The following is a 23,130-nucleotide window of genomic DNA, read 5'->3' as shown; positions in this document are numbered from 1 at the left end:
CCCCTTCCGTCAGCTCCGGGCGGCCTCGGTGAGGCGGTCGAGTTCGGCGAGGACCTCCGAGGCGGCCGCCGGGTCGAGGGACCCGAACGCCAGGCCCCGGCCGTGGCGGCGCTCGCCGAGGACGACCCAGCGGATGTCCTGGTCGGGGTACTCGTCGGGGGCGATCACCCGGATGCCGGGGCTGAAGCCGATCTCTACCCACCGGTCCTCGGTGACCTGGAGGAGGGCCTGCCGGCGGAAGCCGCCGTCCTCGGTCTGCCCCAGTTCCCAGCCGCGGCCCGTCAGCCCCATGATCCGCCCGAAGTGGACGGTCAGGCCCTCGAAGCGGGTGAGCCGCTCGGCCTTCGCCTCCTCGTCGGCGAGGGTGAACACGGGGCGGCCGAGCTGCGGGAACGGCTGGACGATCTCGTAGTCGGCGAGCACGTCCGACCAGGTCTTCAGATCCTCGGCGGACAGGTTCAGCGGGTGCGGCAGGGTGACGCGGGCGTCGGCGGGGAGGGTGAACGCCTCGTCGGCGGCGTCCGCGAGCGTCCGGTCCTCGGCGATGCGGAACGTGGCCGTCCCGGCGCTCCAGACCAGCCGGCGGGCGATGTGCCACATCAGGGGGTGGCGGACGAAGAGGGAGGCGAACTCCTCCGCCGTCCAGCCGCGCCCGGACACCATGGCCTTCTCCAGCCGCTTGAGCTGGTCGGCGGCGACGGTCCTGACCTCCTTCTTGAGGTCGGCGAACCGCTTGTACGCGGCGGGCGCGAGCGTGCCGTCGTCCCGGACGCCGGGTTTGGGCAGCGTCTTGCGGGCCTTGCCGTCCCCGTCGGTCACGTACGGCTTGAGCTGCTCGTCGAAGCCGACGCGGAACGTGCGGTGCCCGTAGTCGAGCGTCATGCCGCCTTCGGCGTCCAGCCCGAAGTCGGGGACGAGACGGTCGCCGAGCTGCTCGCGGGTGAGCCCGCGCTCCTCGGCGACGCGGTTGAGGACCCGCTGGGCGTCCGGCCGGATCCGCGCCTGGTCCGCGGCCTTCTTCGCGAGCCGGTCCAGGTGGCGCAGCGCCGTGTCGGTGCCGAGGCGGGAGAACAGCCGCAGCGCGCTGGTACCGCCCATGTCCCAGACGTACGCCTTCGACCACCGGGCGACGATCGGCGCGAGGCGGTCGGCGGTCGCGTCGTCGCCGAACTCCGCGATGGCGTACTGGAATCCGGGCCGCGCCCATTTGCCCCGGAAGGAGTCGTTCTCGCGGAGGGCCCACACGAACTCGGCGAGCGAGGCGGGGTCGAACAGCCCGGCCAGCGGCGGGACGCCGGGGTACGGGGGCTTGTAGGGCCCCTCGCAGATCGCGAGCATCATGATGAAGTTCCGGGTGGCGGACTCCGGCAGCGCTTCTTCGCGCCCGCGCAGCAGCAGCTGCGGCAGGTTCGCGGGGTCGAGCGACTCGGGCAGCTCCGGGAGCGGGTCGGGGTACAGGTCCAGCGGGTCGGTCCGCAGGGCCGCGATCGCCCGTTCGGCCTCCTCGCCGTACTCGGCGGCGGCCGCCACGATGGCGTCGTGGCCGTGCGTCTGCGCGACCAGGCGCAGCGCCTCCTCGGCGCGGGTGCGCTTGGGGCCGGGCTTGCGCAGCGCGTCCGGTACGGTCAGCCGCGCGGCGGCCCGTCCATGCAGCCTGTACCAGATCACCGCGCGGTCGCGGTTCGGGTAGGCGTCGAAGTGCTTGATCATGATCTGGGCGACGTCCGTGCTCAGGTACGGGTCCAGCCAGTAGAAGAGGCGGTTCGCCGTGGCCTTGTGCACCAGGAACGCGTGGGCCGCGAGGCCGTGCCGGGCCGCGATGCCCTGGCAGAGCGAGTTGCCGGCGCCGATGTCGTCCCAGTAGCGCTCGTCGGCCAGCAGGCGCTCGCCGTACTCCGGCGGCGCCTGCATGATCAGCGCGACCGCGCGCGTCCTGCGCTCCTTGGCGTCGAGGTCCGCCGCCGCGCCGCCGGCGAAGGTCTCGGCGACCGCGTCCCAGTCGGTGTCCTCGGGCAGGCGCACCCAGCCGGAACCGTCGCCGGCCTCCCGCCACTTCTCCCGGGTGCCCGGCGCCCAGTGCAGGGCGGGCGGCTCCTTGGGGGCCTTCAGCTTGAGGACGGCCGGTTCCGCGCCGTGCTTCTCGCGGGTCCAGGGCGGGGCGACGAGGATGTCGGGGAGGGAGCTCTCGGCGGCTTCCTCGACGCGGGCGGGGGTCTCCGTCATTTCTCCTGCCTCCTGGTGAGTTCGGTGAGGTCGGCGAGGAACTCGGAGGCGACCACCGCGTCCAGCCCGCCGAGGGGCAGCGGCTCCCGGTCGATGCGGCTGTCGCCGTTCCGGACGTACTCGACCATGGTGATCCGCTGCAGGGCGTCCGGGGCGGACCGGCCGGTGCCGATGCCCGGCTGGAACCGGACCTCCACCCGCGTGCCGCCGCCGGCCGGGTACGTGAGCAGGGCCCGCTTGCGGTAGTCGCCGGGCGCCGTCCGCAGGCTCCAGGCGCCCCGGGCGAGCCGGTTGAGGTCGGCGTTCGGCACGTCGACGCCGTCGAAGCCGGGCACCCGCAGGCTCGCGCGGTCCGCCTCGGCGACGCGGTGGACGGGCCGGTCGAGCTGCGGGAACGGCTGCGCGATCTCGTAGTCGGCGAACACCTCCCCCCACGCCTCCAGCGCGCTTCCCAGCAGGATCGGGTGCGGGAGCGCGATCCGCGCCTCGGGGGACGGGACGAACTCCTTGTCGTCGACGTCGGCGAACGTGCGGTCCTCGGCGATCCGGAACGCGGTGGCGGTCCCGTCCTGCCGGGCGCTCCACACCAGGCGCCGCGCGAGCTCCCGCAGCAGCGGATGCTCCACGTACAGGGCGCGGAACTCCTCCAGCGGCCACTCACGCCCGGACAGCATCGCCTCGTGCAGCCGCTCGCGCTGCTTGGCGGCGACGTCCCGGACGCCCTTCTTCAGCTCCGCGAAGCGCTCATGGGCCGGGCCGGCGAGCGCGGGGTCGTCCTTGGGGCCGGGCTTGGGCAGCGACTTGCGGTGCCGGCCGGCGGGATCGACGACGTACGGGACGAGCCGCTCGTCGAAGCCGACGCGGAACGTCCGCGGCCCGTAGTCGAGGTCCATGCCGCCCTCGGCGTCCAGCCCGAAGTCGGGAACGAGCCGGTCGATCAGCCGGGGAACGGTCAGGCCGCGCTCCTTGGCGGCGAGGTACAGCGTGTACTCCCCGTACTCCCGGACGTGCTTGGCCGGATGCGACTCCTCCACGATCCGGTGCAGCGTGCGGAGCGCGGCGTCCGTGCCGATGGCGACGAAGACCCCCAGGGCGTTCCGCGCCGCCTGCCCGCCGGGCCACCAGTACTCCCACCGGTTGATCGCCTCGCGGAGGCGGCGGGCGGTCCCGTCGTCGCCGAGACGGCCCAGCGCGTACAGGACGCCGTCGGGCATCCAGTGGTACCGGTTCGGCTCGGTGGCGAGGCACAGGCCCCACGCGAACTCCGCGAGCGAGTCCGGGTCGCAGATCTCGATGATCTCGTCGACGAACGAGTGCGGACGGCCGGGCCGGGACAGCAGCAGCAGCGCGGTGAAGTGCCGGGTCGCGAACGCGGGCAGGGCCGCGCCGCGGCCGCGCAGCAGGATCCGCGGCAGCCGGTCCGGGGCCCGGTCCCCGCCGGTCGGCGGCATCTCCGCGGGAAAGCGCAGCCGCTCCATGGCCCGGACGGCCTCGGCACCGAACGGCTCCGCCTCCCGGCGGGCGGCCTCGACACCGAACGCTTCGATGATCTCCCGGAGCATCGATTCGGCGCGAGCGCGCCGGGGGCCGGGCCGGCCGAGCGCGTCCGGGACCAGCAGCGGCACGGCCGCGGCCCCCTGCGTCCGGGCCCAGCTCAGCCTGAGGGGGCGGCGGTCGGCGTCCTCGGCCGTCCCGGCGATCATCGCTTCCGCCACGTCCGCGCTCAGGAACCAGATGAGGAGAGCGGCCGCCTCCGGATCTCCCTTGGCCGCGACGTGCATCGTGAGGGGGTACGCCTTCACATCGTGGCGGACGACGATCCCGCCGAGCGCCTGGACGTCGGCGAACTCGTCCCAGTAGCGGCGGTCGTCCAGCAGTTCGTGCGCGAGGTGCTCCGGGCCGTGGAGCAGCAGGCCCGTGTACAGCGGGGCGCGGCCCTTGGGCGTGAGGTCGGTCAGGGCCCGGCCGCTGCGAAACCGCTCCGCCGCCGCCTCCCAGTCGGCGTCCTTGCGGCCCCGCGAGGACGCCTCTTGCCAGAGCCTCGACCGGCTGTAGTCGTTCCAAGCCGTCGAGACGGGCACCTGCGGCGCCGCCAGTCCCTCCTGGACGATCGGCTCCCATTCCCATGGGGGCTCGACGACCAGCGGGGGGAGCGCGTCGAGCGGGGCGTCGTTGATCTCCATGTCGGGCCACGGTAGGGCAGCCCGGCGACATCTCGCGTCGGTATGTCCCCTGGAAGGGGATCAGATGCGGCGGAGGCGGACGCGCTGGATGCTGTGGTCGCGGCCCTTGTGCAGCACCAGCGTGGCCCGGGCGCGGGTCGGCAGGATGTTGGAGACCAGGTTGATCTCGTTGACGTCCCGCCACACCCGCTGCGCGAACGCGGCGGTCTCGTCCTCGTCCAGCTCGTGCGCGTACTTGTGGAAGTACGAGCGGGGATCGGTGAACGCGGTGCGCCGCAGCGCGAACAGCCGGTCCACGTACCACTGCCGGATGTCCTCCACCCGGGCGTCCACGTAGATCGAGAAGTCGAAGAAGTCGGCCACGCCGAGCTGCCCGGCCGGCGGTGCCTGGAGCACGTTCAGGCCCTCGACGATCAGGATGTCGGGCCGCCGGACGGTCTGCGCCGCGCCCGGGACGATGTCGTACTCCAGGTGCGAGTAGACCGGTATGGAGTGCTCCGCCGCGCCCGACTTGATCGACGACACGAACCGGACCAGCGCGCGGCGGTCGTACGACTCGGGGAAGCCCTTGCGGTCCATGATCCCGCGCTCGGTCAGCACCGCGTTCGGGTACAGGAAGCTGTCGGTGGTGACCAATTCCACGCTGGGGTGCTCGGGCCAGCGGGCCAGCAGCGTGCGCAGCAGCCGGGAGGTGGTGGACTTGCCGACCGCCACGCTGCCCGCCACGCCGATGATGAACGGCGTCGGCTTGACCGGCTCGCCGAGGAAGCCGCCGATGGTGTCCCGCAGCCCGCCGTCGGCCAGGAAGAACAGGTTCAGCAGCCGCGACAGCGGGAGGTAGACCTCCTCGACCTCGGTGATGTCGATCGGGTCCCGCAGCCCGCGCAGCGCGTCCAGCTCGCCGGGGGTCAGCGGCAGCGGGGTGTTCTCGCGCAGCCCGCGCCAGGCTTCCCGCGAGAGTTCCACGTAAGGGCTCGGCACGCTGTCCCATCCGCTCGTCATGGCCGACAACAGTAGTCACCGGCCCCGGGAGGACACCGGCGTTTCATCGGCTGGCCACGCTATAGGCACCCGGCTCGCGCATGTGCTGGTGGGTCCCGCGGAGAGGAGCGAATAGGCTTGCGCCCATGTGCGGAATCGTGGGGTACGTCGGTTCGAAGCCGGCGCTGGACGTCGTGGTCGAGGGCCTGGCGCGGCTGGAGTACCGCGGCTACGACTCGGCCGGAGTGGCGCTGCTGGCGGACGGGGCGCTGGCCACCGCCAAGCGCGCGGGCAAGCTCGTCAACCTGCGCAAGGCCCTGGAGGAGGAGCCCCCGCCGGCGGGGACGCTCGGCATGGGGCACACCCGGTGGGCCACGCACGGCCCGCCGAACGACCGCAACGCGCACCCGCACACCGACTGCTCGGGGAACGTCGCGGTCATCCACAACGGCATCATCGAGAACTTCGCCCAGCTCCGCTCGGAGCTGGAGGAGGCCGGGCACAAGCTGGTCTCCGACACCGACACCGAGGCCGTCGCCCACCTGCTGGAGGACGAGCTGCGCAAGGGCGGCGGCGGGCTCGCCGACGCCATGCGGGCCGTCTGCGCCCGGCTGGAGGGCGCGTTCACGCTGGTCGCGGTGCACACCGGCGACCCGGACCTGGTGGTCGGCGCGCGCCGCAACTCGCCGCTGGTCGTCGGCGTCGGCGACGGGGAGAACTTCCTGGCCAGCGACGTGGCGGCGTTCATCGCCCACACCCGCGACGCGATCGAGCTGGGCCAGGACCAGGTGGTCGAGCTGCGGGCGGCCGGCGTGACGGTCACCGACTTCGCCGGGAACCCCGCCGAGACCAAGGCGTACCACGTCGACTGGGACGTCTCCGCCGCCGAGAAGGGCGGCTTCGACTACTTCATGCTCAAGGAGATCGCCGAGCAGCCGCGGGCGGTCGCCGACACGCTGCTCGGCCGGATCGGCTCCGACGGCCGGCTCAGCCTGGACGAGATGCGCATCTCCGACCAGGAGCTGCGCGAGGTCGACAAGATCATCATCGTGGCCTGCGGCACCTCGTACCATGCCGGGCTGATCGCCAAGTACGCCATCGAGCACTGGGCCGGGCTGCCCTGCGAGGTGGAGCTGGCCAGCGAGTTCCGCTACCGGGACCCGATCCTCAGCAAGAGCACGCTGGTGATCGCGATCTCCCAGTCGGGCGAGACGATGGACGCGCTGATGGCGGTCCGGCACGCCCGCGAGCAGCACGCCAAGCTGCTGGGCATCTGCAACGTCAACGGCTCCACCCTGCCGCGCGAGTGCGACGGCGTCCTCTACACCCACGCCGGCCCGGAGATCGCGGTCGCCTCCACCAAGGCGTTCCTGACCCAGCTGGTCGCGGTCTACCTGATCGCGCTGTACCTGGCTCAGGTCCGCGGCACCAAGTGGGGCGACGAGGTCTTCGCCATGGTCCAGCTGCTGGCGCAGATGCCGGACAAGGTGGACAAGGTGCTGGAGACCATGGAGCCGGTACGAGAGCTGGCCCGCTCGCTGTCGGGCGAGCGCTGCGTGCTGTTCCTCGGCCGCCACGTCGGCTTCCCGGTGGCGCTCGAGGGCGCGCTCAAGCTCAAGGAGCTGGCGTACATGCACGCCGAGGGCTTCGCCGCCGGCGAGCTCAAGCACGGCCCGATCGCGCTGATCGAGGAGGGGCTGCCGGTCGTGGTGGTCGTCCCGCCGCGCGCCCGCGACGTGCTGCACGACAAGATCGTCTCCAATATCCAGGAGATCCGCGCCCGCGGCGCCCGGACGATCGTGATCGCCGAGGAGGGGGACGCGTCGGTCGAGCCGTACGCCGACACGCTGATCAGCGTGCCCGCCGTGCCGACGCTGCTCCAGCCGCTGGTGACGACCGTCCCGCTCCAGGTGTTCGCCTGCGAGCTGGCCACCGCCAAGGGCCACGACGTCGACCAGCCCCGCAACCTGGCCAAGTCCGTCACGGTCGAATGATCGGGGCGATCGGGATAATGATCGGATAACGCCTGAACCGCGCGCCGCCCCCGTACGTCGAAGGGGTGACCGGCCTCACTCTCGCGGAGGTGGCGCGCGTTGCCGTCGCATGACGATCTCGGTGTCGAGGTCCGGGGCGTGACCCGGCGCTTCGGCGCCGCGCACGCCCTCCAGGGCATGGACCTCACCGCCCCGTACGGCCAGGTGACCGCGCTGGTCGGGGCCAACGGCGCCGGCAAGACCACGCTCCTGCTGATCCTCGCGACCCTGCTCGCGCCCGACGCCGGGCTCGTCCGGGTGGCCGGGCACGACCTGCGGACGGACGCCGCGGGCGCCCGGCTGGCGCTGGGCTGGATGCCCGACACGTTCGGCGTGTACGACCGGCTGACCGTCGACGAGTACCTGGAGTTCTTCGCCGACGCCTACCGGCTGCCCGCCGCCGAGAAGGCCCGCCGGATCAGGGCGCTGCTGACCCTCGTCCACCTGGACGACTACCAGGGGCGGCCGGTGCACGTGCTGTCGCGCGGGCAGAAGCAGCGCCTGGGCGTGGCGCGCGCCCTCGTCCACAGACCGCGCGTCCTGCTGCTGGACGAGCCGGCGTCCGGGCTCGACCCGCGGTCCCGCGTCGAGCTGCGCGACCTGCTGCGGACCCTCGCCGGCGACGGCGTCGCGGTGCTGGTGTCCAGCCACATCCTGAGCGAGCTGGAGGAGATGGCCGACCGGGTGGTGCTGGTCGACCACGGCCGCACGGTCGGCCAGCACCGGATGGACGACCTGGCCGCTGCGGCCCGTACCCGCTGGCGGATCCGCGCGCTCGACCCGGACACCCTCGCCGCCGCGCTCGCCGCGCGTCCCGAGGCCGGCCTGGTCGTCCCGCTGCCGGGCGGCGCCGAGGTGGGGCCGCTGACCGAGGCCGCGGCCGCCGACCTGCTGACCGGGCTCGTCGCGGACGGCCTGCGGCTGGCCGGGTTCGGGCCCGTGGGCGGCGCGCTGGAGTCGGTCTACATGGCGATGACGGAGAACCGCCGGTGAACGCGCACGGGTGCGATGACGGAGGTGGGCGATGACCCTGTACGGAATCGGCCTGGTGGCCAGGCAGGAGATCCGGACCCGGCTGCGCACCGGCCGCTGGAGGCTGCTGCTGGGGATCTGGTTCGCCGTCGTGAACGGCCTCGGCCTGCTGTTCCGGATCGCCCTGGAGAGCGAGAACGGCGGGGGCTCCGCCGGCAACGCGGTCCCCATGTTCGGCGGGGTGCTGCTGGGCGTGCTCGTCCTCACCCTGCTGGTGGCGCCCGCGCTCGGCGCCCAGTCGATCAACGGCGAGCGGGAGCGCGGCACCCTCGCCGCGCTGCAGATCACCCGGCTCGCCCCCGGCGACATCGTGCTGGGCAAGCTCGCCGCGGCCTGGGGGACCGGCCTGCTGGTGCTGCTGCTCACGCTGCCGTGCGCGCTCGTCCCGGTCTTGGAGGGGGAGATCGGGGTGGGCCGCGCGGTCGTCACGATCACCGTGACGGGGCTGCTGATCGGGATCGTGTGCGCCGTGTCGCTCGGCTGGTCGGCCGCGGTGGCGCGCAGCATCACCTCCGTGCTGCTGTCGTACCTCACGGTGTTCGGGCTGCTGGTCGGCACGCCGCTGGTGTTCGCGATGGCGCTGCCGCTGACCAAGACGCAGGTGAGGACCGAGCACCTGAGCTTCTCCCGTACCCATCCGGAGCGGGTCTGGTGGCTGCTGGCGCCCAACCCGGTGGTGATCCTGGCCGACGCGGCGCCCCGGCAGCCGCCTCCGGAACCCCGGGAGACGGGCACCGGGTACGGCGACGACCACTACGTGCCCGAGCCGTTCGACCCGCTCGGCGACACGCAGGAGCAGGTCCGGGAGATCCGGTCCGCCTCGTCCGACGAGGACCGGGCCGGGCCGGTGTGGCCGTACGGGCTGGTGGCCGGGTTGGGGATGGCCGGCGGGGCGCTCTGGACGGCCTCGCGCCGCCTGCGGACGCCGGTGCGCGCGGTCGCCCCGGGGACGCGCATCGCCTGACCGGGGCCCGCGTCCGGGCCGCCCGCCCGCCGAGGCTCAGAGAGGCTCGGAAGGGCCCGCGCCGCCGCGGCGCGGGCCCTTCTGCAATTCTCAGCGAAACGTGCAGAAGTCGAAGGGAAAAACAGGAGAGTCGCCGGCCGGTTGGGGAACATATCGGCTGCGTTAGTGCGAACGGCCGGTGGGGATAGTTCGCGGGCCGCGACGCCGGGCCCGGCGCCGCGTTTTGGTCAAGCGAACCCGCTTGCGTGTCCATCGTATCCGCGGTGACATTTTTGTATCAGCGGGGGCGATCCATGTCTCCATTTTTGATCAGGGCCACGAAGCGGGCCCAGTCGGCGACGGCGACGTTCAGGACCGGCGCGGACGGCTCCGTCCGGCGGCTGTCCCGCACACCGACGGCATGCCGGGAGAGGCGTGCCACTTCGATGCATGCCGCGCTGGGGCCGCATGCGCTGCTCTTTTTCCAGCGGAAGTAATGTGCGTGCGTCTCCAACCCGCTCACCTCCCGTTCGGCGGGGTTGCCGGTGTCCTTTCCAAATCACACCGTGAAGCTCCGCCGAATAAGGTAGCAAATGTCCCAGTCAAGGGAAGAGTGGTGGAGAACGCCGGGATCGCGTGGTTCGCGGGGCCCGCCGGGACGGCCGGGGGAGGCGGGGCGGGCGCGGCACGGCTGGTGTGGCGCGCGCCGGTGCAGGCCGGTGCAGGCCGGTGCGAGCCGGTGCGGGCGGGCCAGTGCGGGCCGGTATGGGCCGGTATGGCGGCGGGGTGAGGGGGGTGGCGGAGGGTCGTGCAGGCGAACCGAGCCCGACGAGCGCCAAGACTCGGTTCGCGGTTCTGCGTCAGCCGGAGAGGGATCGATCAACCGGGAAGGTCGAAAGCGCCCTCTCTCGCTTGCTGGACGAAGGCGCCCCATGCGCTTCGTGAGAATCTCAGAGTTGGCCCCTCGGGGCCGTTCTTGGCGTCACGCGCCGCGATCGGCAGGTCCGAGCCGTCGAAGAGGGCCACTTCCACGCAGGTGTTGCTGGCACCACAGTGCCGGCTTCGGCGCCACGACGGGATAGAAGTGGAAATATGGGACACTTAACACCTTTCCTGAAGATGAGTGACACCGATGAAGATTCTTACCAGTTGTTCCTGGCTTGGTGAATCCGCTGCCGCGACTCGGTATGGGATAGTGCCCGCGCGGCGAGAGTGTCGTAAGCGAGGCGGTACATGTAGGTCACGGCCTCGTCCACGAAGTGACTGATAGTCAGGCTTTCGGTGTGCACAATATCAGGGAAGAGAGTGTCGTACGCAGGCGGAAACTCCAAAAGAATGAATGATTCCGCGATGACCTCGTGCGGTGTATCGAGCGGTAGGATTCTGAGTTTCACGTTGGGAAGTTCGGTCACGCGGTGCAGGTGGTCCAGTTGCTCGCGCATGATGTCCCGGTCGCCCACCCGGCGGAACAGCACCGCCTCGTCCATCACCACCGAGAGTTCCAGCCGGCGCGGCGGGGCGAGCAGTTCCTGGCGGCGCATCCGGACCTCGACCCGCCGCTCCAGTTCCGCGGGCGTCAGCGTCGCGATGGCGTTCCAGCCCTCGATCACCTGGCGGGCGTACCGCTCCGTCTGCAGCAGGCCCGGAACCACCATGCTGTCCCATTCCGTGACGGCCTGGGCCTCGGCCTCCATTCCGATGAACTCCGCGTACGGGCCCGGCAGATCGCGGTAGTCCTCCCACCAGCCGCGCTCGGCGGCGTCCCGGGCCAGGGCGAGGATCTCCTCGCGGCGCTCGCCGTCGACCCCGTACAGGTCGAGCAGCAGCCGGACGTCGGCGATCTTGGCCCCGGTACGCGCGTTCTCCAGCCGGCTGACCTTGGCGGTGGACCAGCGGAGCCGGTCGGCGACGTCGTCGCCGGTGAAGGTGAGCTGCTCGCGCATCCGGCGCAGTTCGGCGGCGAGTCTGCGCTGCCGTACGGAAGGACGTGGGGATGCGCTCATCGCGGCGGCCTCTCCTGCCCGGGCGAATCAATCGAAGGAACGGCGTGCGGGAAAACCGCGGTGATTGAAACTGTAACTTGCACGGCAACCTGCCGCACTCGGGCCGCGGCAGAGCCCCTGGAACAGGCCGCGGCACGGTGCTCGGGGGCGGTCGTGGCACCCTGGACGGGTGATCGTGGGTGTGGGCATCGACGTCGTGGACATCGCCCGGTTCGAGCGTTCGCTGGAGCGCACTCCCGGGCTGCGGGCGCGGCTGTTCACCGAGGCCGAGCGGGGGATGGCCGGCCGGTCGCTGGCCGCCCGGTTCGCCGCCAAGGAGGCGCTGGCCAAGGCGCTCGGCGCGCCGCGCGGGCTGCTGTGGACCGACGCCGAGATCCGGCGGGCGGACGACGGCCGCCCCAGCCTGCACGTCGCGGGCACGGTCGCCGCGGCGGCGGGCGCGCGCGGGGTGGCCCGCTGGCACGTCTCGCTCAGCCATGACGGCGGCATCGCCACGGCGGTGGTGATCGCCGAGTCGGACTGATCTACTGGGGTCCGGGGAGGGGTAGGGCATGAGGTACGCGCACGAGGTCGGCAAGGTCCGCGCCGCGGAGCAGGCCCTGATGGCCCGGCTCCCGGACGGCGCGCTGATGCAGCGCGCCGCCGCCGGGCTCGCCGCCGTCTGCGCCCGGCTCCTGGAGAGCGTGTACGGCGCCGACGTGATCCTGCTCGTCGGCGGCGGGGACAACGGCGGGGACGCCCTGTACGCCGGCGCCCGGCTGGCCCGGCGAGGCGCCCGCGTCCGCGCCGTCCCGGCGGGGACGCGCGTCCACGAGGGCGGGCTGGCCGCGCTGCGCGCGGCGGGCGGCCGGGTGCTCCCCGCGGGCGAGGCCGAGGGGCCGATCCGGACCGCCGACCTGATCATCGACGGGCTCACCGGCATCGGCGGCACCGGCCGGCTGCGCGAGCCGCACGCGACCCTGGCCCGGCAGGCCACCGGTTCCACCGGCATCGTGGTCGCCTGCGACGTCCCGAGCGGCGTGGACGCCGGAACGGGGCGCGTCGAGGGCCCCGCCGTGCGCGCGGACGTCACCGTGACGTTCGGCACGCACAAGCCCGGCCTGCTGATCGATCCGGGCGCGGCCTGCTGCGGCGTCGTGGAACTGGTCGACATCGGGCTCGGCCCCGACCTGCCCGACCCCGACGTCGTCGCGGCCTGGCCCGAGGACGTGCAGCCGCCGGAGCCGGGACCCGAGTCCGACAAGTACCGGCGCGGCGTGGTGGGGATCCTCGCGGGCGGCGACGCGTTCACCGGTGCGGCCGTCCTCTGCGCGGGCGGCGCGGTGCGCGGCGGCGCGGGCATGGTGCGGTTCGCCTCGGTGCGGCATCCGGTCGAACTCGTCCGGCAGCGCTTCCCCGAGGCCGTCACCACCGTGATCGAGTCCCGGCCGGACGCGCTCGACCGCGTCGGCCGCGTCCAGGCGTGGGTGGTGGGCCCGGGGCTCGGCACCGGCAAGGACGCCGAGGTCCTCGTCGAGGCCGCCCTGGGCACCGACCTGCCGGTGCTGGTGGACGCCGACGGGCTGACCGTCGTGGCGCGCCGCCGCGACCTGCTGCGCCGGCCGGCGCCGACCGTGCTGACCCCGCACGCGGGCGAGCTGTCCCGGCTGATCGGCGCCGACCGGGAGGCGATCGAGGCGCGCCGGCTGGAGCACGTCCGCCGCGCCGCCGCCGAGCTCCCGGTGACCGTGCTGCTCAAGGGCTCCACCACGCTGGTCGCGGAGGAGGACCGGCCCGTGCGGGTCAATCCGACCGGCACGCCCCGGCTCGCCACGGCCGGCACCGGCGACGTGCTGTCGGGGCTGATCGGCGCGCTGCTGGCGGGCGGGATGTCCGCGCTGGACGCCGCCGCCTCCGGCGCGTACCTGCACGGGCTGGCGGGCCGCCTCGCCGCCGCCGGGACGGGCGGGGACGGCGCCGAGGCACCGATCGGCGCGTACGACGTGGTCGAGGCGCTTCCGGAGGCGTTCCGCGCCGTCTGGTGAGCGCCGGGGTGAACCACACGGCGGACGAATACGTCCAAATCGGGTAGAGGGCACCGCGGGTGCTCACCGGTTGACGGGGAAGTGGCCGCAAGGCGCGTGAGCAGGCACGTTCATGCCCTCGGGGGCGGCACACTGGGTGACCATGAGGAGTCCAGCAGAGGCACGCGTCGATCTCGACGCGATCGGCGGCAACATCGCGCTGCTGCGGGAGCGCGCCGCGGGGGCCGCGGTCATGGCCATGGTGAAGGCCGAGGCGTACGGCCACGGGCTGTTGCCCGCCGCGCGCGCGGCGCTGGCCGGCGGCGCGACGTGGCTCGGCGTCGCCAAGCTCGCCGAGGCCCTGGAGCTGCGCCGCGCCGGGGTGGCCGGCGTGCCGATCCTGGTCTGCCTCGGCGTCCCGGGCGAACCGTACGACCAGGCGGTCACCGCCGGGATCGACCTGACCGCGGGCGCGCCCTGGCTGGTCGAGGAGATCGCCGCCGCCGCGGAGCGGGCCGGCCGGCCCGCGCGGATCCACCTCAAGGCCGACACCGGCATGTCCCGCGGCGGCGCCTGGGGGGCGGAGTGGCCGCCGCTGGTGCAGGCGGCGCTCGCCGCCGAGGCCGCCGGGCACGTCGAGGTCGTCGGGCTGATGTCGCACTTCGCGTGCGCCGACGAGCCCGGCCACCCCTCGGTGGCGAACCAGCTCGCGGTCTTCAAGGACATGATCGAGTACGCGGAGAAGGCGGGTGCCCGGCCCGAGGTCCGGCACCTGGCCAACTCCGCCGCCACGCTCACGCTGCCCGACGCGCACTTCGACCTGGTCCGTCCCGGGATCGCCACGTACGGCCTGTCCCCGGTGCCGGGGGAGGGGACGTTCGGGCTGCGGCCCGCGATGACGCTGGTCGCCGGCGCCGCCCTGGTCAAGCGGGTGCCCGGGGGCAGCGGCGTCTCGTACGGCCACACCTACGTCACCGAACGGGAGACGACCCTGTGCGTGGTGCCCGCCGGGTACGGCGACGGCGTCCCCCGGCACGGCTCCAACCTGCTGGAGGTCCTGGCGGGCGGCCGCCGGCGCCGGATCGCCGGGCGGGTGTGCATGGACCAGTTCGTGATCGACCTGGAGGACGACCCGCTCGCCGCCGGCGACGAGATCGTCCTGTTCGGTCCCGGCGACCGCGGCGAGCCCACCGCTCAGGAGTGGGCGGACGCGCTGCGGACGATCTCGTATGAGATCGTCACCCGGATCGGTTCCCGGGTGCCCCGGGTGTACTCCGGAGGGGGCGAGGATGGTTAGCGGCAGGAGGAAGGTCGGTATCGCCGGCGCCGTGGCGGGCGTCGGCGCGGCCGGGATCGGCGCCGCCGTCGGGCTGCGCCGGCTGGCGGTCGGGCGGGTCAGGCTCCGCCCCGACCCCGACGCCGACGAGCCGTTCGGCGAGCTGCGCGGGAAGCCGCTGACCGTCGAGGCCTCCGACGGGCTGGACCTGCACGTGGAGATCGACGGCCCGGACGACGCGCCGCTGACGATCGTCTTCAGCCACGGCTACGCGCTCACCCAGGACACCTGGCACTACCAGCGCCGCGACCTGCGGCACTCGCCGGGCCGGCCGCGCCTGGTGTTCTGGGACCAGCGCAGCCACGGCCGCTCCGGCCGCAGCGTCCCCACCAGCGCGACGATCGACCAGACCGGCGACGACCTGTACGCGGTGCTGCGCGCCACCGTGAGCCCCGGCGCGCCCGTCGTCCTGGTCGGGCACTCCATGGGCGGCATGTCGATCATGGCGCTGGCGCTCAACCACCCCGAGCTGTTCGAGGCGTCCACCGACTCCCCCCGCGTCGTCGGCGTCGCGCTCGTCAACACCTCCTGCGGCAAGCTGACCGAGATGACGCTGGGCCTCCCGCTCGTCCTGGCCAAGGTGCTGCGCCCCCTCGCCCCCGGCACGCTGCGCGGCCTCGGCCGCCGCGCCGACATCGTCGACCGCGTCCGCGGGCTGGGCGCCGATGTGGCGTTCGTGGTGACCAAGCGGATGGCGTTCGCCGACAAGTACGTGAGCCCCACCGTGGTCGACTTCCTGGAGCAGATGATCCGGGCCACCCCGATCGACGTGATCGCCGAGTTCTACCCGGAGCTGATCGCGCACGACAAGGCGGCCGCCCTGGAGACCATCGGCCGCGTCCCGGCCGTGGTCATGGCCGGCGGCGAGGACCGCCTCACCCCCGCCGAGCACGGCCGGAGCATCGCCGACGCGCTGCCCGGCGCCGAGTACGTCGAGGTCGGCGAGGCCGGTCACGTCCTCCCGCTCGAATACCCCGGCGTGGTCACCGGCGGCGTGCGCCGGCTGCTCGACCGCGTCGGCGAGGGGCGCGCGGAACACGAGGAGCACGAGGAGCACCAGGAGCGCGAGGAGCGTTCGGCCTGAGGCGGCGTCCGGCCCGGCGACATGCCCGGCCGCGCGGCCGGATGTGGCCGGAGGGGCCCGCGCGGCGCGCGGGACGGGACGACGGCCGCCGCAACGGCGGCCCCGAGACGAGCGAGGAGCGGAGTGTGAGCGTCACCCTGGAGGTGGCCACGGCCGAGGAGATGCGGGACCTCGGCGAGCGGCTGGGCGGCCTGCTACGCGCGGGCGACCTGCTGGTGCTGACCGGCGAGCTGGGCGCGGGCAAGACCACCCTGACGCAGGGCATCGGCGACGGGCTGAAGGTGCGGGGGCCGATCACCTCGCCCACGTTCGTCATCGCGCGGGTCCATCCCGCGCTGGCCGGGGGACCCCCGCTGGTGCACGCGGACGCCTATCGGCTGGGCGGTTTCGCGGAACTCGACGATCTCGATCTCGACGCCGAAGCGGCCGAATCCGTGACCGTCGTGGAATGGGGCGAAGGGCTCGCGGAAGGGCTGGCCGAAGCGCGGCTGGAAGTGATCATTTCGCGCGGCGAGGGCCCCGGCGAGACCCGGAAAGTAAAGATCACCGGGGTCGGCGACCGGTGGGCCGGCCTGCATCGCGATCTCGACTGATCCGAAAAAGTCTCGCGTTTTTCCGCAGGCGGGAAGGACCACTTTACGGCTGGATGTCATACTCTTTGCCGGAACGAACCTCACCTTCGCGACATATCAGCTTTCCCTCGGGAGTGGGTTCCGGTGAGTGGTAACCAGCGCAGTGGGAGTCATCGCTCCGACGGATACGACGCCGCGGACGGCGCGGGCTCGACCGGCGGTGGTTACGGTCGCGTACCGGACAGTGGCGCAGCGTACGACCCGCGCAGCGGCGAGTACCGCACCGTGAGCGGCGCCTACCCCGTCCAGCCCGCCGAGTACGGCCCCACCGGCCAGTACGGCGTGGACAGCGGCTACGCCGCGGGCAGCGACGAGTACGGCATCCCCGAGGGCCAAAGCACCGCGTACGGATCCCCGTCCCCCTCGTCCGGCACCGGGGGCTACGGCCTCCCCTCCGAGAGCGGCGGCTACGGCACCGCGGGCGGCGCGCCTGCGCAGAGCGGCGGCTACGGGCTTCCGCGCGAGAGCGGCGGCTACGGTTCCACGGGCGGCGCGGCCTCCCAGAGCGGCGGCTACGGCTCTGCGGGCGGCGCGGGGACGCAGAGCGGCGGGTACGGGCTTCCGGGGGCCGCCGGGGCGCGGAGCGGCGAGTACGGCGCGGGCCGTGACACCGGCGGGTACGGGACCTCGGCCAGCGGCGGCTACGCCTCCCCCGGCAGCACCAGCAGCCCTGGCGGCGGGTACGGCACGCGCGGCGGGTACGGCACCATGAGCGGCGGCGGGAGCGCCGAGTCCGGCGGGTACGGCGCCCTCGGCGGTCGTTCGAGCACCGGCACCGGCGGATACGGGATCCCTCCCAGGAGCGGCGGCGGGAGCGGCCAGACCGGCGGCTACGGCATCCCGGGCCGGGCGAGCGTCCAGAGCGGCGAACACGGGACGGGCAGCGGCGAATACGAGTCCGGCAGCGGCGAGTACGGGTCGCGCGGCGGCCAGTACGGCCGCGCCTCCCAGCAGCCGCCGCCGCGCCGCTCGTCCGGCAGCGGCGGCTACAGGTCCGGTACGGGCAGCCACCGGGTCGTGCGCGAGCCCAAGCCGGCGCGGCGCTTCACGCTCGTGCTGGCGGGCGTGGCGGCCGGGGTCGGCGCCTGCGTGCTGGCGGCGTTCGCGATCCTGAGCGGCGCCGGCGTGGGCGAGAAGGACGCCGGCCAGGTCGTCGGCAGCGGCGCCACGAACGGCTCGCCGACCAACAAGGCCGAGCGCGCGATCGTCCCGGACGCGTGCGAGCTGCTCGGCAAGGAGGTCGCGGACAAGCTGGCGCCCAACGCCGACCGTACGCAGGCCGACAACTACCAGAGCAGCGACCGGCAGAACCAGTGCGTGTGGGGCGCCTACACCGGCGAGAACAAGCGCCAGCTGACGGTGGAGCTGCGGGCGATCGAGGGCGCGCAGAGCCGCCCGCCGACGGACGTCGCCAAGGAGCGGTTCGGCAGCGAGCGCAAGGCCGACGAGTCGGGGCAGGCGCTGCTGGCCGGCCAGGAGCTGACCGACAAGGAGTCCCTCGACGGCGTCGGCGACGAGGGCTACGTGGTCTACAGCGTGGACGAGGGCCAGGGCTCGGGCGAGGCGATCGCCAACGTCCGCATGGTGAACGTCCTGATCACCATCCACTACTCGGGCGGCGACGACGGGAAGCCGCTCGGGTCGTCCGCCGCGATGGACGGCGCGACCGAGGCCGCCAGGAGCGTCGCGGAGCGCCTGAACCAGGGCTGACCTCCCGGGACCGGGCCGACGCGGGAGTGCCCGCGCCGCTCCTGCAGTACGCTTTCAACCCGTGCTGGTCTTGGCTTTTGACACCGCGACCGCCGCGGTCACCGTGGCGCTGTACGAGTGGTCCCCGGGCGAGGGCGTCCGGCGCCGCGGCGCGGCGGAGACCGTCGACCGGCGCCGGCACACCGAGCTGCTCACGCCGTCCATCGCCGCGGTGATGGCCGAGGCGGGCGCCGCCCCCGGCGACCTGAGCGCGATCGCCGTCGGCGTCGGGCCCGGCCCGTACACCGGGCTGCGCGTCGGCCTGGTCACGGCGCGGTCGATGGGCGAGGCGCTGCGGGTGCCGGTCCACGGCGTCTGCACGCTGGACGTCATCGCCTGGTCGTCCGGCCGCGACGCGCCGTTCGCCGTCGCGACCGACGCGCGCCGCAAGGAGGTGTACTGGGCCCGGTACGAGTCCGCCGGCGCGCGTTCCGGCGGCCCGTACGTCGGCCCGCCCGCCGACGCGGCCGCGGCCGGGCTGCCGGTGATCGGCGAGGGCGCGGCGCTGTACTCCGACGTCCTCGGTGCCCCGGGGCGGGACCCGGCGCCGCTGCTGCCCACCGCGGACGCGCTGGCCGAGCTGGTGGTGGCCCGGCTGTCCGGCGGCCCCGGCCCCGAGCTGCTGCCGCCCGAGCCGCTCTACATGCGCCGCCCGGACGCGAAGGAGCCCGGCCCCCGCAAGAAGGTGACGCCCCGGTGAGCACGGGCGACGTCACGCTGCGGACGATGAGCGAGGCCGACCTGCCGGGCGTGCTGCGGCTGGAGGAGGTGCTCTTCCCCGAGGACTCCTGGTCCGAGGAGATGCTCCGGGCCGAGCTGGCCGACCAGCCGCGCACCCGCCACTACGTGGTGGCGCAGGAGGCCGGCGGCGAGCTCGTCGGCTACGCGGGCCTGGCCGCCGCGGGCGGGCAGGCCGACGTGCAGACCATCGGGGTGCTGCCCGGCCGGCAGGGGTCCGGGATCGGCGCGGCGCTGCTCACCGAGCTGCTGGACGAGGCGGCGCGCCGCGGCAGCGAGGCGGTCTTCCTGGAGGTGCGCGCCGACAACGACCGGGCCCGGCTGCTGTACGAGCGGTTCGGTTTCCAGCGGGTCGGCCTGCGCAAGCGCTACTACCAGCCGTCGGGCGTCGACGCGATCGTGATGCGCCGCGTGCTCGCCACCGCCCGGCCCATCGGCTTCTCCCGGGAGGGACAGACACCGTGATCCGTGATTCCGAGCCCCTGGTGCTGGGGATCGAGACGTCCTGCGACGAGACCGGCGTGGGGATCGTCCGCGGGCACACGCTGCTGGCCGACGCGATCGCGTCCAGCGTGGACCAGCACGCCCGGTTCGGCGGCGTGGTGCCGGAGGTGGCCTCGCGGGCGCACCTGGAGGCGATGACGCCGACCGTGGAGCGGGCGCTGGCCGACGCCGGGGTGGCGTTCGAGGACGTGGACGCGTTCGCGGTGACCGCGGGTCCCGGGCTGCCGGGCGCGCTCATGGTCGGGGTCGCGGCGGCGAAGGCGTACGCGCTGTCGCTCGGCAAGCCGCTGTACGGCGTCAACCACCTGGCCGCGCACGTGGCCGTCGACCAGCTCGAACACGGCGCCCTGCCGAAGCCGTGCGTCGCGATGCTCGTCTCGGGCGGGCATTCGTCGCTGCTGCTCGTCCCCGACATCGCGAGCGACGTGCGGTCGCTGGGCTCGACCGTGGACGACGCGGCGGGGGAGGCGTTCGACAAGGTCGCCCGGGTGCTCGACCTCGGCTTCCCCGGCGGCCCCGTCATCGACCGCCGGGCCCGCGAGGGCGATCCGGCGGCCATCGCGTTCCCGCGCGGGAAGTACAACGACGGCACCTACGACTTCTCGTTCTCCGGCCTCAAGACGGCCGTGGCGCGCTGGGTCGAGGCCAAGGAGCGCGCGGGGGAGCCCGTCCCGGTGAACGACGTCGCCGCGTCGTTCCAGGAGGCGGTCGTGGACGTGTTGACCCACAAGGCCCTCCAGGTCTGCAAGGACAACGGGGTGAAGGACCTGCTGATCGGCGGCGGTGTGGCGGCCAACTCGCGGCTGCGCGCGCTGGCTCAGGAGCGCTGCGACGCCGCCGGGGTGCGGCTGCGGGTGCCGCGCCCGAAGCTGTGCACCGACAACGGCGCGATGGTGGCCGCCCTGGGCGCCGAGCTGGTCGGCGCGGGCCTGCCCGCCTCGGAACTGGCCCTCCCGGCGGACTCCAGCCTGCCGATCGGCTCGATCACGCTGTAGTGGTCACGCTGTAGCGGTCACACTGCGGCGAGGAGCCGGGCGAGGTAGTCCTCGATCAGGGGCATCGTGGCCTCGTCCAGGACGCTGCCGTCGTCCTCCGGGAGCAGGTCGAGGAGGCAGCGGACGTCCCAGTACGGGTCGTGCCGGTAGCCGCCCGAGACCTGGTCGAACGCGGCGACGAAGCGTTCGGCGGCCGGTGGGCCGTAGCGCAGCGCGAGATTGAGGCGCATGTGCGCGATGTCGACGGCGACCGGGCCGTACGAGGCGTCGGACCAGTCGACGATGCCGGTCAGCCTGCCGTACGACCACAGCGTGTTGTCGGGGTGGTAGTCGCGGTGGATGAACCGGTGGGCCGCCTCGGGCGAGCGGCCCGCCGCGACCTCGAACGCGCGCTCCCACAACCCGGGGCGCAGCGCGTGCCGGGGTGCCCGGCGCTGGTCGAGCCGGTTGTACGGGACGTACGGCGGCATCGTCGACGCGCCGCCGCGCGCGTGCACCGCCAGCAGCGCGGCGGCGAGCTGGATGAGGTACTCGGGCAGGTCGTCGGGGGCCGGCCTGGGCGGGTGCCCCTTCAGCCGGGTGATGAGCAGCGCGGGCGCGTCGCAGTAGGCGCCGGCGGGGTCGGCGGCGACCAGCGACGGGGTCGGGACCTCGCAGCCGGCGAGCAGGGCCAGCGCCGCGATCTCGCGCTCGGGGGAGAAGTCGGCGTCGGTGCCGCGCGGGACGGGCGGCCCGGCCGTGCGGGCGCGGGGCGTCCAGCGGCGCAGGACGAGGCGGTGGGCGCTGCCCGAGGGGCTCTCGACCAGCAGCGCGTGGTTGGCGTGCGCGGCGCCGCCGGCGAGGGGGCGGACCATCCGCACCTCGGCGCCCCGGCCGAGGCACTCCTCCACCCACCGCAGGGTGGTCCGGCTGGGCGGGGCGCCGGGCGGCGCGCAGGGAGCCGATGCTTGGGTCACGAGATCCATGAAAACGGATTCCGATGGGTATTGGCAGTGATTTTGCGAAGACGGAACGTAACAAAGTGCACGTCATCGACATGGCTTTGGATCATGATTTCGGGCGCTTCCCCGGATTGCCGGACATATTTCCGGACCGTTGGGGGCGCCGCCTAATGGCGCCCCCAACGGTTCACTCCTTGCCGTCGCGCCGGGGACGCAGCAGCGCCTCCGCCAGGGCCAGCATGGTCTCCTCCAATGTGGACAGCCGCTTGAGCACGTCCTCGTGGACCGAATTGACCTGCTTGGTGACGTGGTCGTGCACGGAGTCGACCTTCTTGCCGACCTCCTCCTGCACCCCGTCGAACCGCTTTCCGACCTCCGCCTGCACGGCCTCGGCCCGCCGGCCCACCTCGTCCCGCATCCCGTCCACCCGCCGCGCGAACTCCTCCTGGACGTCGCCGACCCGCCGCCTGACGTCGTCGTGCAGCCCGCCGACCTGCTCGGCCACCCCCGTGCGGATCTCGTCGATCCGCTTGCTGACGTCGTCGTGCACGCCGTCGACCTGCTTGCTGACGTCGCCGTGCACCGACTCGACCCGGCGGGAGACCAGGTCGACCTGCGCGGTGAACTCCCCCAGTGCCCCGTCCACCTTGCGGGCGACCTCCTCGTGGATGCCCTCGATCCGCTTGCGCACGCCGTCGTGCACGTCCTCGAAACGGCGGGAGAACTCGTCCATGCGCTCGTCCATGCGCTCGGCCACGTCGCTGTAGGCGGTCCGGGTCACCCGCTCCATCGTCGTCTCGATCTCGCGCCGGTCCGGCCGCGCCCGCAGCTCGTCGATCAGCGGGTCGACCGCGTCGGCCAGCCGCTTCTCCAGCGCGTCGAAGCGGTGCCCCTGGTCGAACACCGGCCGGTCGACCAGCTCGGCCAGCATCTTGTGCAGCTGCCCGACCTCCAGCACGGCCGGCAGCCGCGCGATCCGGTCGTCGACGGCCTCCAGCCGGCCGTCCAGCCCGGACAGCTTGCCCGACAGGCCCTCCAGCCGGCCGTCCAGGCCGTCCAGCCGCCCGCCGACGCCCTCGACCCGGCCGTTGACCGCGTCCAGGCCCTGCTCGAACCGCTCGGCCAGCTCGCCGATGGACTGGTCGACCCGGGTGGTGACGCCGTTGACCGAGTGGTCCAGCAGCTCGGCCCGGTGGCCCAGCTCCGCCAGCGACTTGTCCAGCCGGTTGAAGCGGACCGAGGAGGCCTCCATGCTGCCCTGGAGCCGGTCCAGCCGACGGGACATGTCCTCCATGCGCTGCGACGCCTGCTCGGTGGCGTCGGTGATGTGCTGCGCGGAGTCGAGCATGGTCTGGATGCGCGTGAGCGTCTCGTCGACGTTCTCGGCCACCACGCCCACGTCGGCCCACAGCGCGGGCAGCTCGGCGACCGGCTTGACCCGCTCGCCGACCGCCTCGATGTGCTCGGCCAGCCCCTCGGCCCAGCCGGGGGGCTTGCCGAACAGCTCCTCCACCTGGCCCCGGACGCCGTCCAGCTGCCCGGTGAGGCCGTTCAGCTCCCGCTCCCGCACCTCGCGGAGCAGCCACTCCATGCCTTCCAGCCGCTGGCGTATCTCGTCGAGGACCTGACCCTGTGAGCGCTGTTCGTAGACGTGGTCCTGCGCCGCACGGGCGAGCAACTCCCGCATCCGGTCCGAAACCGGCTGACCCCCCGTCTGCAGGAAGTTGTGATTCGTTTCCACCCGATGCTC

At 73.4% G+C, this 23,130-nt stretch carries 20 protein-coding genes; 12 read left to right on the top strand and 8 right to left on the bottom strand.

Annotated features, from left to right (window positions below; translation table 11 throughout):
- Window positions 1-9: 9 nt before the first annotated feature.
- The 3 genes from AB0881_RS15450 to coaA are packed head-to-tail and all read right to left on the bottom strand — an operon-like array spanning window position 10 to window position 5,408.
- On the bottom strand, window positions 10-2,223 hold the full coding sequence (locus AB0881_RS15450; protein ID WP_366617505.1) for a DUF4132 domain-containing protein: 2,214 nt from the start codon (window positions 2,221-2,223) through the stop codon (window positions 10-12).
- The gene (locus AB0881_RS15445; RefSeq protein WP_366617504.1) at window positions 2,220-4,406 is read right to left on the bottom strand and encodes a DUF4132 domain-containing protein; all 2,187 of its coding nucleotides are present in this window, start codon (window positions 4,404-4,406) and stop codon (window positions 2,220-2,222) included. The genes AB0881_RS15450 and AB0881_RS15445 overlap by 4 nt, the downstream gene beginning before the upstream one ends.
- Before the next feature lie 60 nt (window positions 4,407-4,466).
- The gene (coaA, locus tag AB0881_RS15440; protein WP_366617502.1) at window positions 4,467-5,408 is read right to left on the bottom strand and encodes a type I pantothenate kinase; all 942 of its coding nucleotides are present in this window, start codon (window positions 5,406-5,408) and stop codon (window positions 4,467-4,469) included.
- A 125-nt stretch (window positions 5,409-5,533) separates the two neighbouring features.
- Between coaA and glmS the strand changes: the two genes are divergently transcribed.
- The 3 genes from glmS to AB0881_RS15425 all read left to right on the top strand — a co-directional run bounded on the left by glmS (window position 5,534) and on the right by AB0881_RS15425 (window position 9,416).
- Window positions 5,534-7,381 (top strand): glutamine--fructose-6-phosphate transaminase (isomerizing), encoded by a 1,848-nt coding sequence (glmS, locus tag AB0881_RS15435; protein WP_366617501.1) that lies wholly within the window; start codon window positions 5,534-5,536, stop codon window positions 7,379-7,381.
- 99 nt (window positions 7,382-7,480) lie between these two features.
- On the top strand, window positions 7,481-8,413 hold the full coding sequence (locus AB0881_RS15430) for an ABC transporter ATP-binding protein (protein ID WP_366617500.1): 933 nt from the start codon (window positions 7,481-7,483) through the stop codon (window positions 8,411-8,413).
- Window positions 8,414-8,444: 31 nt separating this feature from the next.
- Window positions 8,445-9,416 (top strand): ABC transporter permease subunit, encoded by a 972-nt coding sequence (locus AB0881_RS15425; RefSeq protein ID WP_366617499.1) that lies wholly within the window; start codon window positions 8,445-8,447, stop codon window positions 9,414-9,416.
- 277 nt (window positions 9,417-9,693) lie between these two features.
- Here AB0881_RS15425 and AB0881_RS15420 read toward each other — a convergent pair whose 3' ends face one another.
- The 3 genes from AB0881_RS15420 to AB0881_RS15410 all read right to left on the bottom strand — a co-directional run bounded on the left by AB0881_RS15420 (window position 9,694) and on the right by AB0881_RS15410 (window position 11,398).
- Complete coding sequence (locus tag AB0881_RS15420) at window positions 9,694-9,909, bottom strand: DUF397 domain-containing protein (RefSeq protein ID WP_366617498.1); 216 nt, start codon at window positions 9,907-9,909, stop codon at window positions 9,694-9,696.
- 365 nt (window positions 9,910-10,274) lie between these two features.
- Window positions 10,275-10,496 (bottom strand): DUF397 domain-containing protein, encoded by a 222-nt coding sequence (locus tag AB0881_RS15415; RefSeq protein ID WP_366617497.1) that lies wholly within the window; start codon window positions 10,494-10,496, stop codon window positions 10,275-10,277.
- Between the two features lie 41 nt (window positions 10,497-10,537).
- Window positions 10,538-11,398 (bottom strand): helix-turn-helix transcriptional regulator, encoded by an 861-nt coding sequence (locus tag AB0881_RS15410; protein ID WP_366617495.1) that lies wholly within the window; start codon window positions 11,396-11,398, stop codon window positions 10,538-10,540.
- Window positions 11,399-11,567: 169 nt separating this feature from the next.
- Here AB0881_RS15410 and AB0881_RS15405 point away from each other — a divergent pair, with 169 nt between their 5' ends.
- The 9 genes from AB0881_RS15405 (at window position 11,568) to tsaD (ending at window position 20,439) form a co-directional block, all read left to right on the top strand.
- A complete protein-coding gene (locus AB0881_RS15405; RefSeq protein ID WP_366617494.1) occupies window positions 11,568-11,921 on the top strand; it encodes a holo-ACP synthase in 354 nt (117 codons plus the stop codon).
- Window positions 11,922-11,949: 28 nt separating this feature from the next.
- On the top strand, window positions 11,950-13,422 hold the full coding sequence (locus AB0881_RS15400; protein ID WP_366617491.1) for an NAD(P)H-hydrate dehydratase: 1,473 nt from the start codon (window positions 11,950-11,952) through the stop codon (window positions 13,420-13,422).
- 142 nt (window positions 13,423-13,564) lie between these two features.
- Entirely contained in the window at window positions 13,565-14,698 is a 1,134-nt protein-coding gene (alr, locus tag AB0881_RS15395) for an alanine racemase (protein WP_366617489.1), read from the top strand.
- Complete coding sequence (locus AB0881_RS15390) at window positions 14,691-15,821, top strand: alpha/beta hydrolase (RefSeq protein ID WP_366617487.1); 1,131 nt, start codon at window positions 14,691-14,693, stop codon at window positions 15,819-15,821. Before alr ends, AB0881_RS15390 begins: the two co-directional genes overlap by 8 nt.
- Before the next feature lie 125 nt (window positions 15,822-15,946).
- Window positions 15,947-16,414: a tRNA (adenosine(37)-N6)-threonylcarbamoyltransferase complex ATPase subunit type 1 TsaE gene (gene tsaE / locus AB0881_RS15385; protein WP_366617485.1), complete on the top strand. Its 468-nt coding sequence runs from the start codon at window positions 15,947-15,949 to the stop codon at window positions 16,412-16,414.
- Window positions 16,415-16,678: 264 nt separating this feature from the next.
- Entirely contained in the window at window positions 16,679-18,163 is a 1,485-nt protein-coding gene (locus AB0881_RS15380; protein ID WP_366617484.1) for a hypothetical protein, read from the top strand.
- A gap of 61 nt (window positions 18,164-18,224) precedes the next feature.
- The gene (tsaB, locus tag AB0881_RS15375) at window positions 18,225-18,902 is read left to right on the top strand and encodes a tRNA (adenosine(37)-N6)-threonylcarbamoyltransferase complex dimerization subunit type 1 TsaB (protein ID WP_366617482.1); all 678 of its coding nucleotides are present in this window, start codon (window positions 18,225-18,227) and stop codon (window positions 18,900-18,902) included.
- A complete protein-coding gene (gene rimI / locus AB0881_RS15370) occupies window positions 18,899-19,405 on the top strand; it encodes a ribosomal protein S18-alanine N-acetyltransferase (RefSeq protein WP_366617480.1) in 507 nt (168 codons plus the stop codon). The genes tsaB and rimI overlap by 4 nt, the downstream gene beginning before the upstream one ends.
- A complete protein-coding gene (gene tsaD / locus AB0881_RS15365; RefSeq protein ID WP_366617478.1) occupies window positions 19,402-20,439 on the top strand; it encodes a tRNA (adenosine(37)-N6)-threonylcarbamoyltransferase complex transferase subunit TsaD in 1,038 nt (345 codons plus the stop codon). Before rimI ends, tsaD begins: the two co-directional genes overlap by 4 nt.
- 17 nt (window positions 20,440-20,456) lie before the next feature.
- Here tsaD and AB0881_RS15360 read toward each other — a convergent pair whose 3' ends face one another.
- Together AB0881_RS15360 and AB0881_RS15355 are read right to left on the bottom strand one after the other, a co-directional pair.
- Window positions 20,457-21,404, bottom strand: a complete 948-nt coding sequence (locus AB0881_RS15360; RefSeq protein WP_366617476.1) for an aminoglycoside phosphotransferase family protein — start codon at window positions 21,402-21,404, stop codon at window positions 20,457-20,459.
- Window positions 21,405-21,567: 163 nt separating this feature from the next.
- Window positions 21,568-23,121 (bottom strand): hypothetical protein, encoded by a 1,554-nt coding sequence (locus AB0881_RS15355; RefSeq protein WP_366617475.1) that lies wholly within the window; start codon window positions 23,119-23,121, stop codon window positions 21,568-21,570.
- Window positions 23,122-23,130 lie beyond the last annotated feature (9 nt).

The sequence above is a fragment of the Spirillospora sp. NPDC029432 genome (genome assembly GCF_040703975.1).
GTDB lineage: Bacteria > Actinomycetota > Actinomycetes > Streptosporangiales > Streptosporangiaceae > Spirillospora.
Note: the sequence above shows the minus strand (reverse complement) of the source record. Positions and strands in the feature narration are given on the sequence as shown.

Excerpts from the sequence above, each read along its gene's own strand:
- AB0881_RS15410 (WP_366617495.1), bottom strand. The coding sequence starts at position 11,398 with ATGAGCGCATCCCCACGTCCTTCCGTACGGCAGCGCAGACTCGCCGCC.
- glmS (WP_366617501.1), top strand. The coding sequence starts at position 5,534 with ATGTGCGGAATCGTGGGGTACGTCGGTTCGAAGCCGGCGCTGGACGTC.
- coaA (WP_366617502.1), bottom strand. The coding sequence starts at position 5,408 with ATGACGAGCGGATGGGACAGCGTGCCGAGCCCTTACGTGGAACTCTCG.
- AB0881_RS15450 (WP_366617505.1), bottom strand. The coding sequence starts at position 2,223 with ATGACGGAGACCCCCGCCCGCGTCGAGGAAGCCGCCGAGAGCTCCCTC.
- AB0881_RS15400 (WP_366617491.1), top strand. The coding sequence starts at position 11,950 with ATGAGGTACGCGCACGAGGTCGGCAAGGTCCGCGCCGCGGAGCAGGCC.
- AB0881_RS15425 (WP_366617499.1), top strand. The coding sequence starts at position 8,445 with ATGACCCTGTACGGAATCGGCCTGGTGGCCAGGCAGGAGATCCGGACC.
- alr (WP_366617489.1), top strand. The coding sequence starts at position 13,565 with ATGAGGAGTCCAGCAGAGGCACGCGTCGATCTCGACGCGATCGGCGGC.
- AB0881_RS15445 (WP_366617504.1), bottom strand. The coding sequence starts at position 4,406 with ATGGAGATCAACGACGCCCCGCTCGACGCGCTCCCCCCGCTGGTCGTC.
- AB0881_RS15360 (WP_366617476.1), bottom strand. The coding sequence starts at position 21,404 with ATGGATCTCGTGACCCAAGCATCGGCTCCCTGCGCGCCGCCCGGCGCC.
- AB0881_RS15390 (WP_366617487.1), top strand. The coding sequence starts at position 14,691 with ATGGTTAGCGGCAGGAGGAAGGTCGGTATCGCCGGCGCCGTGGCGGGC.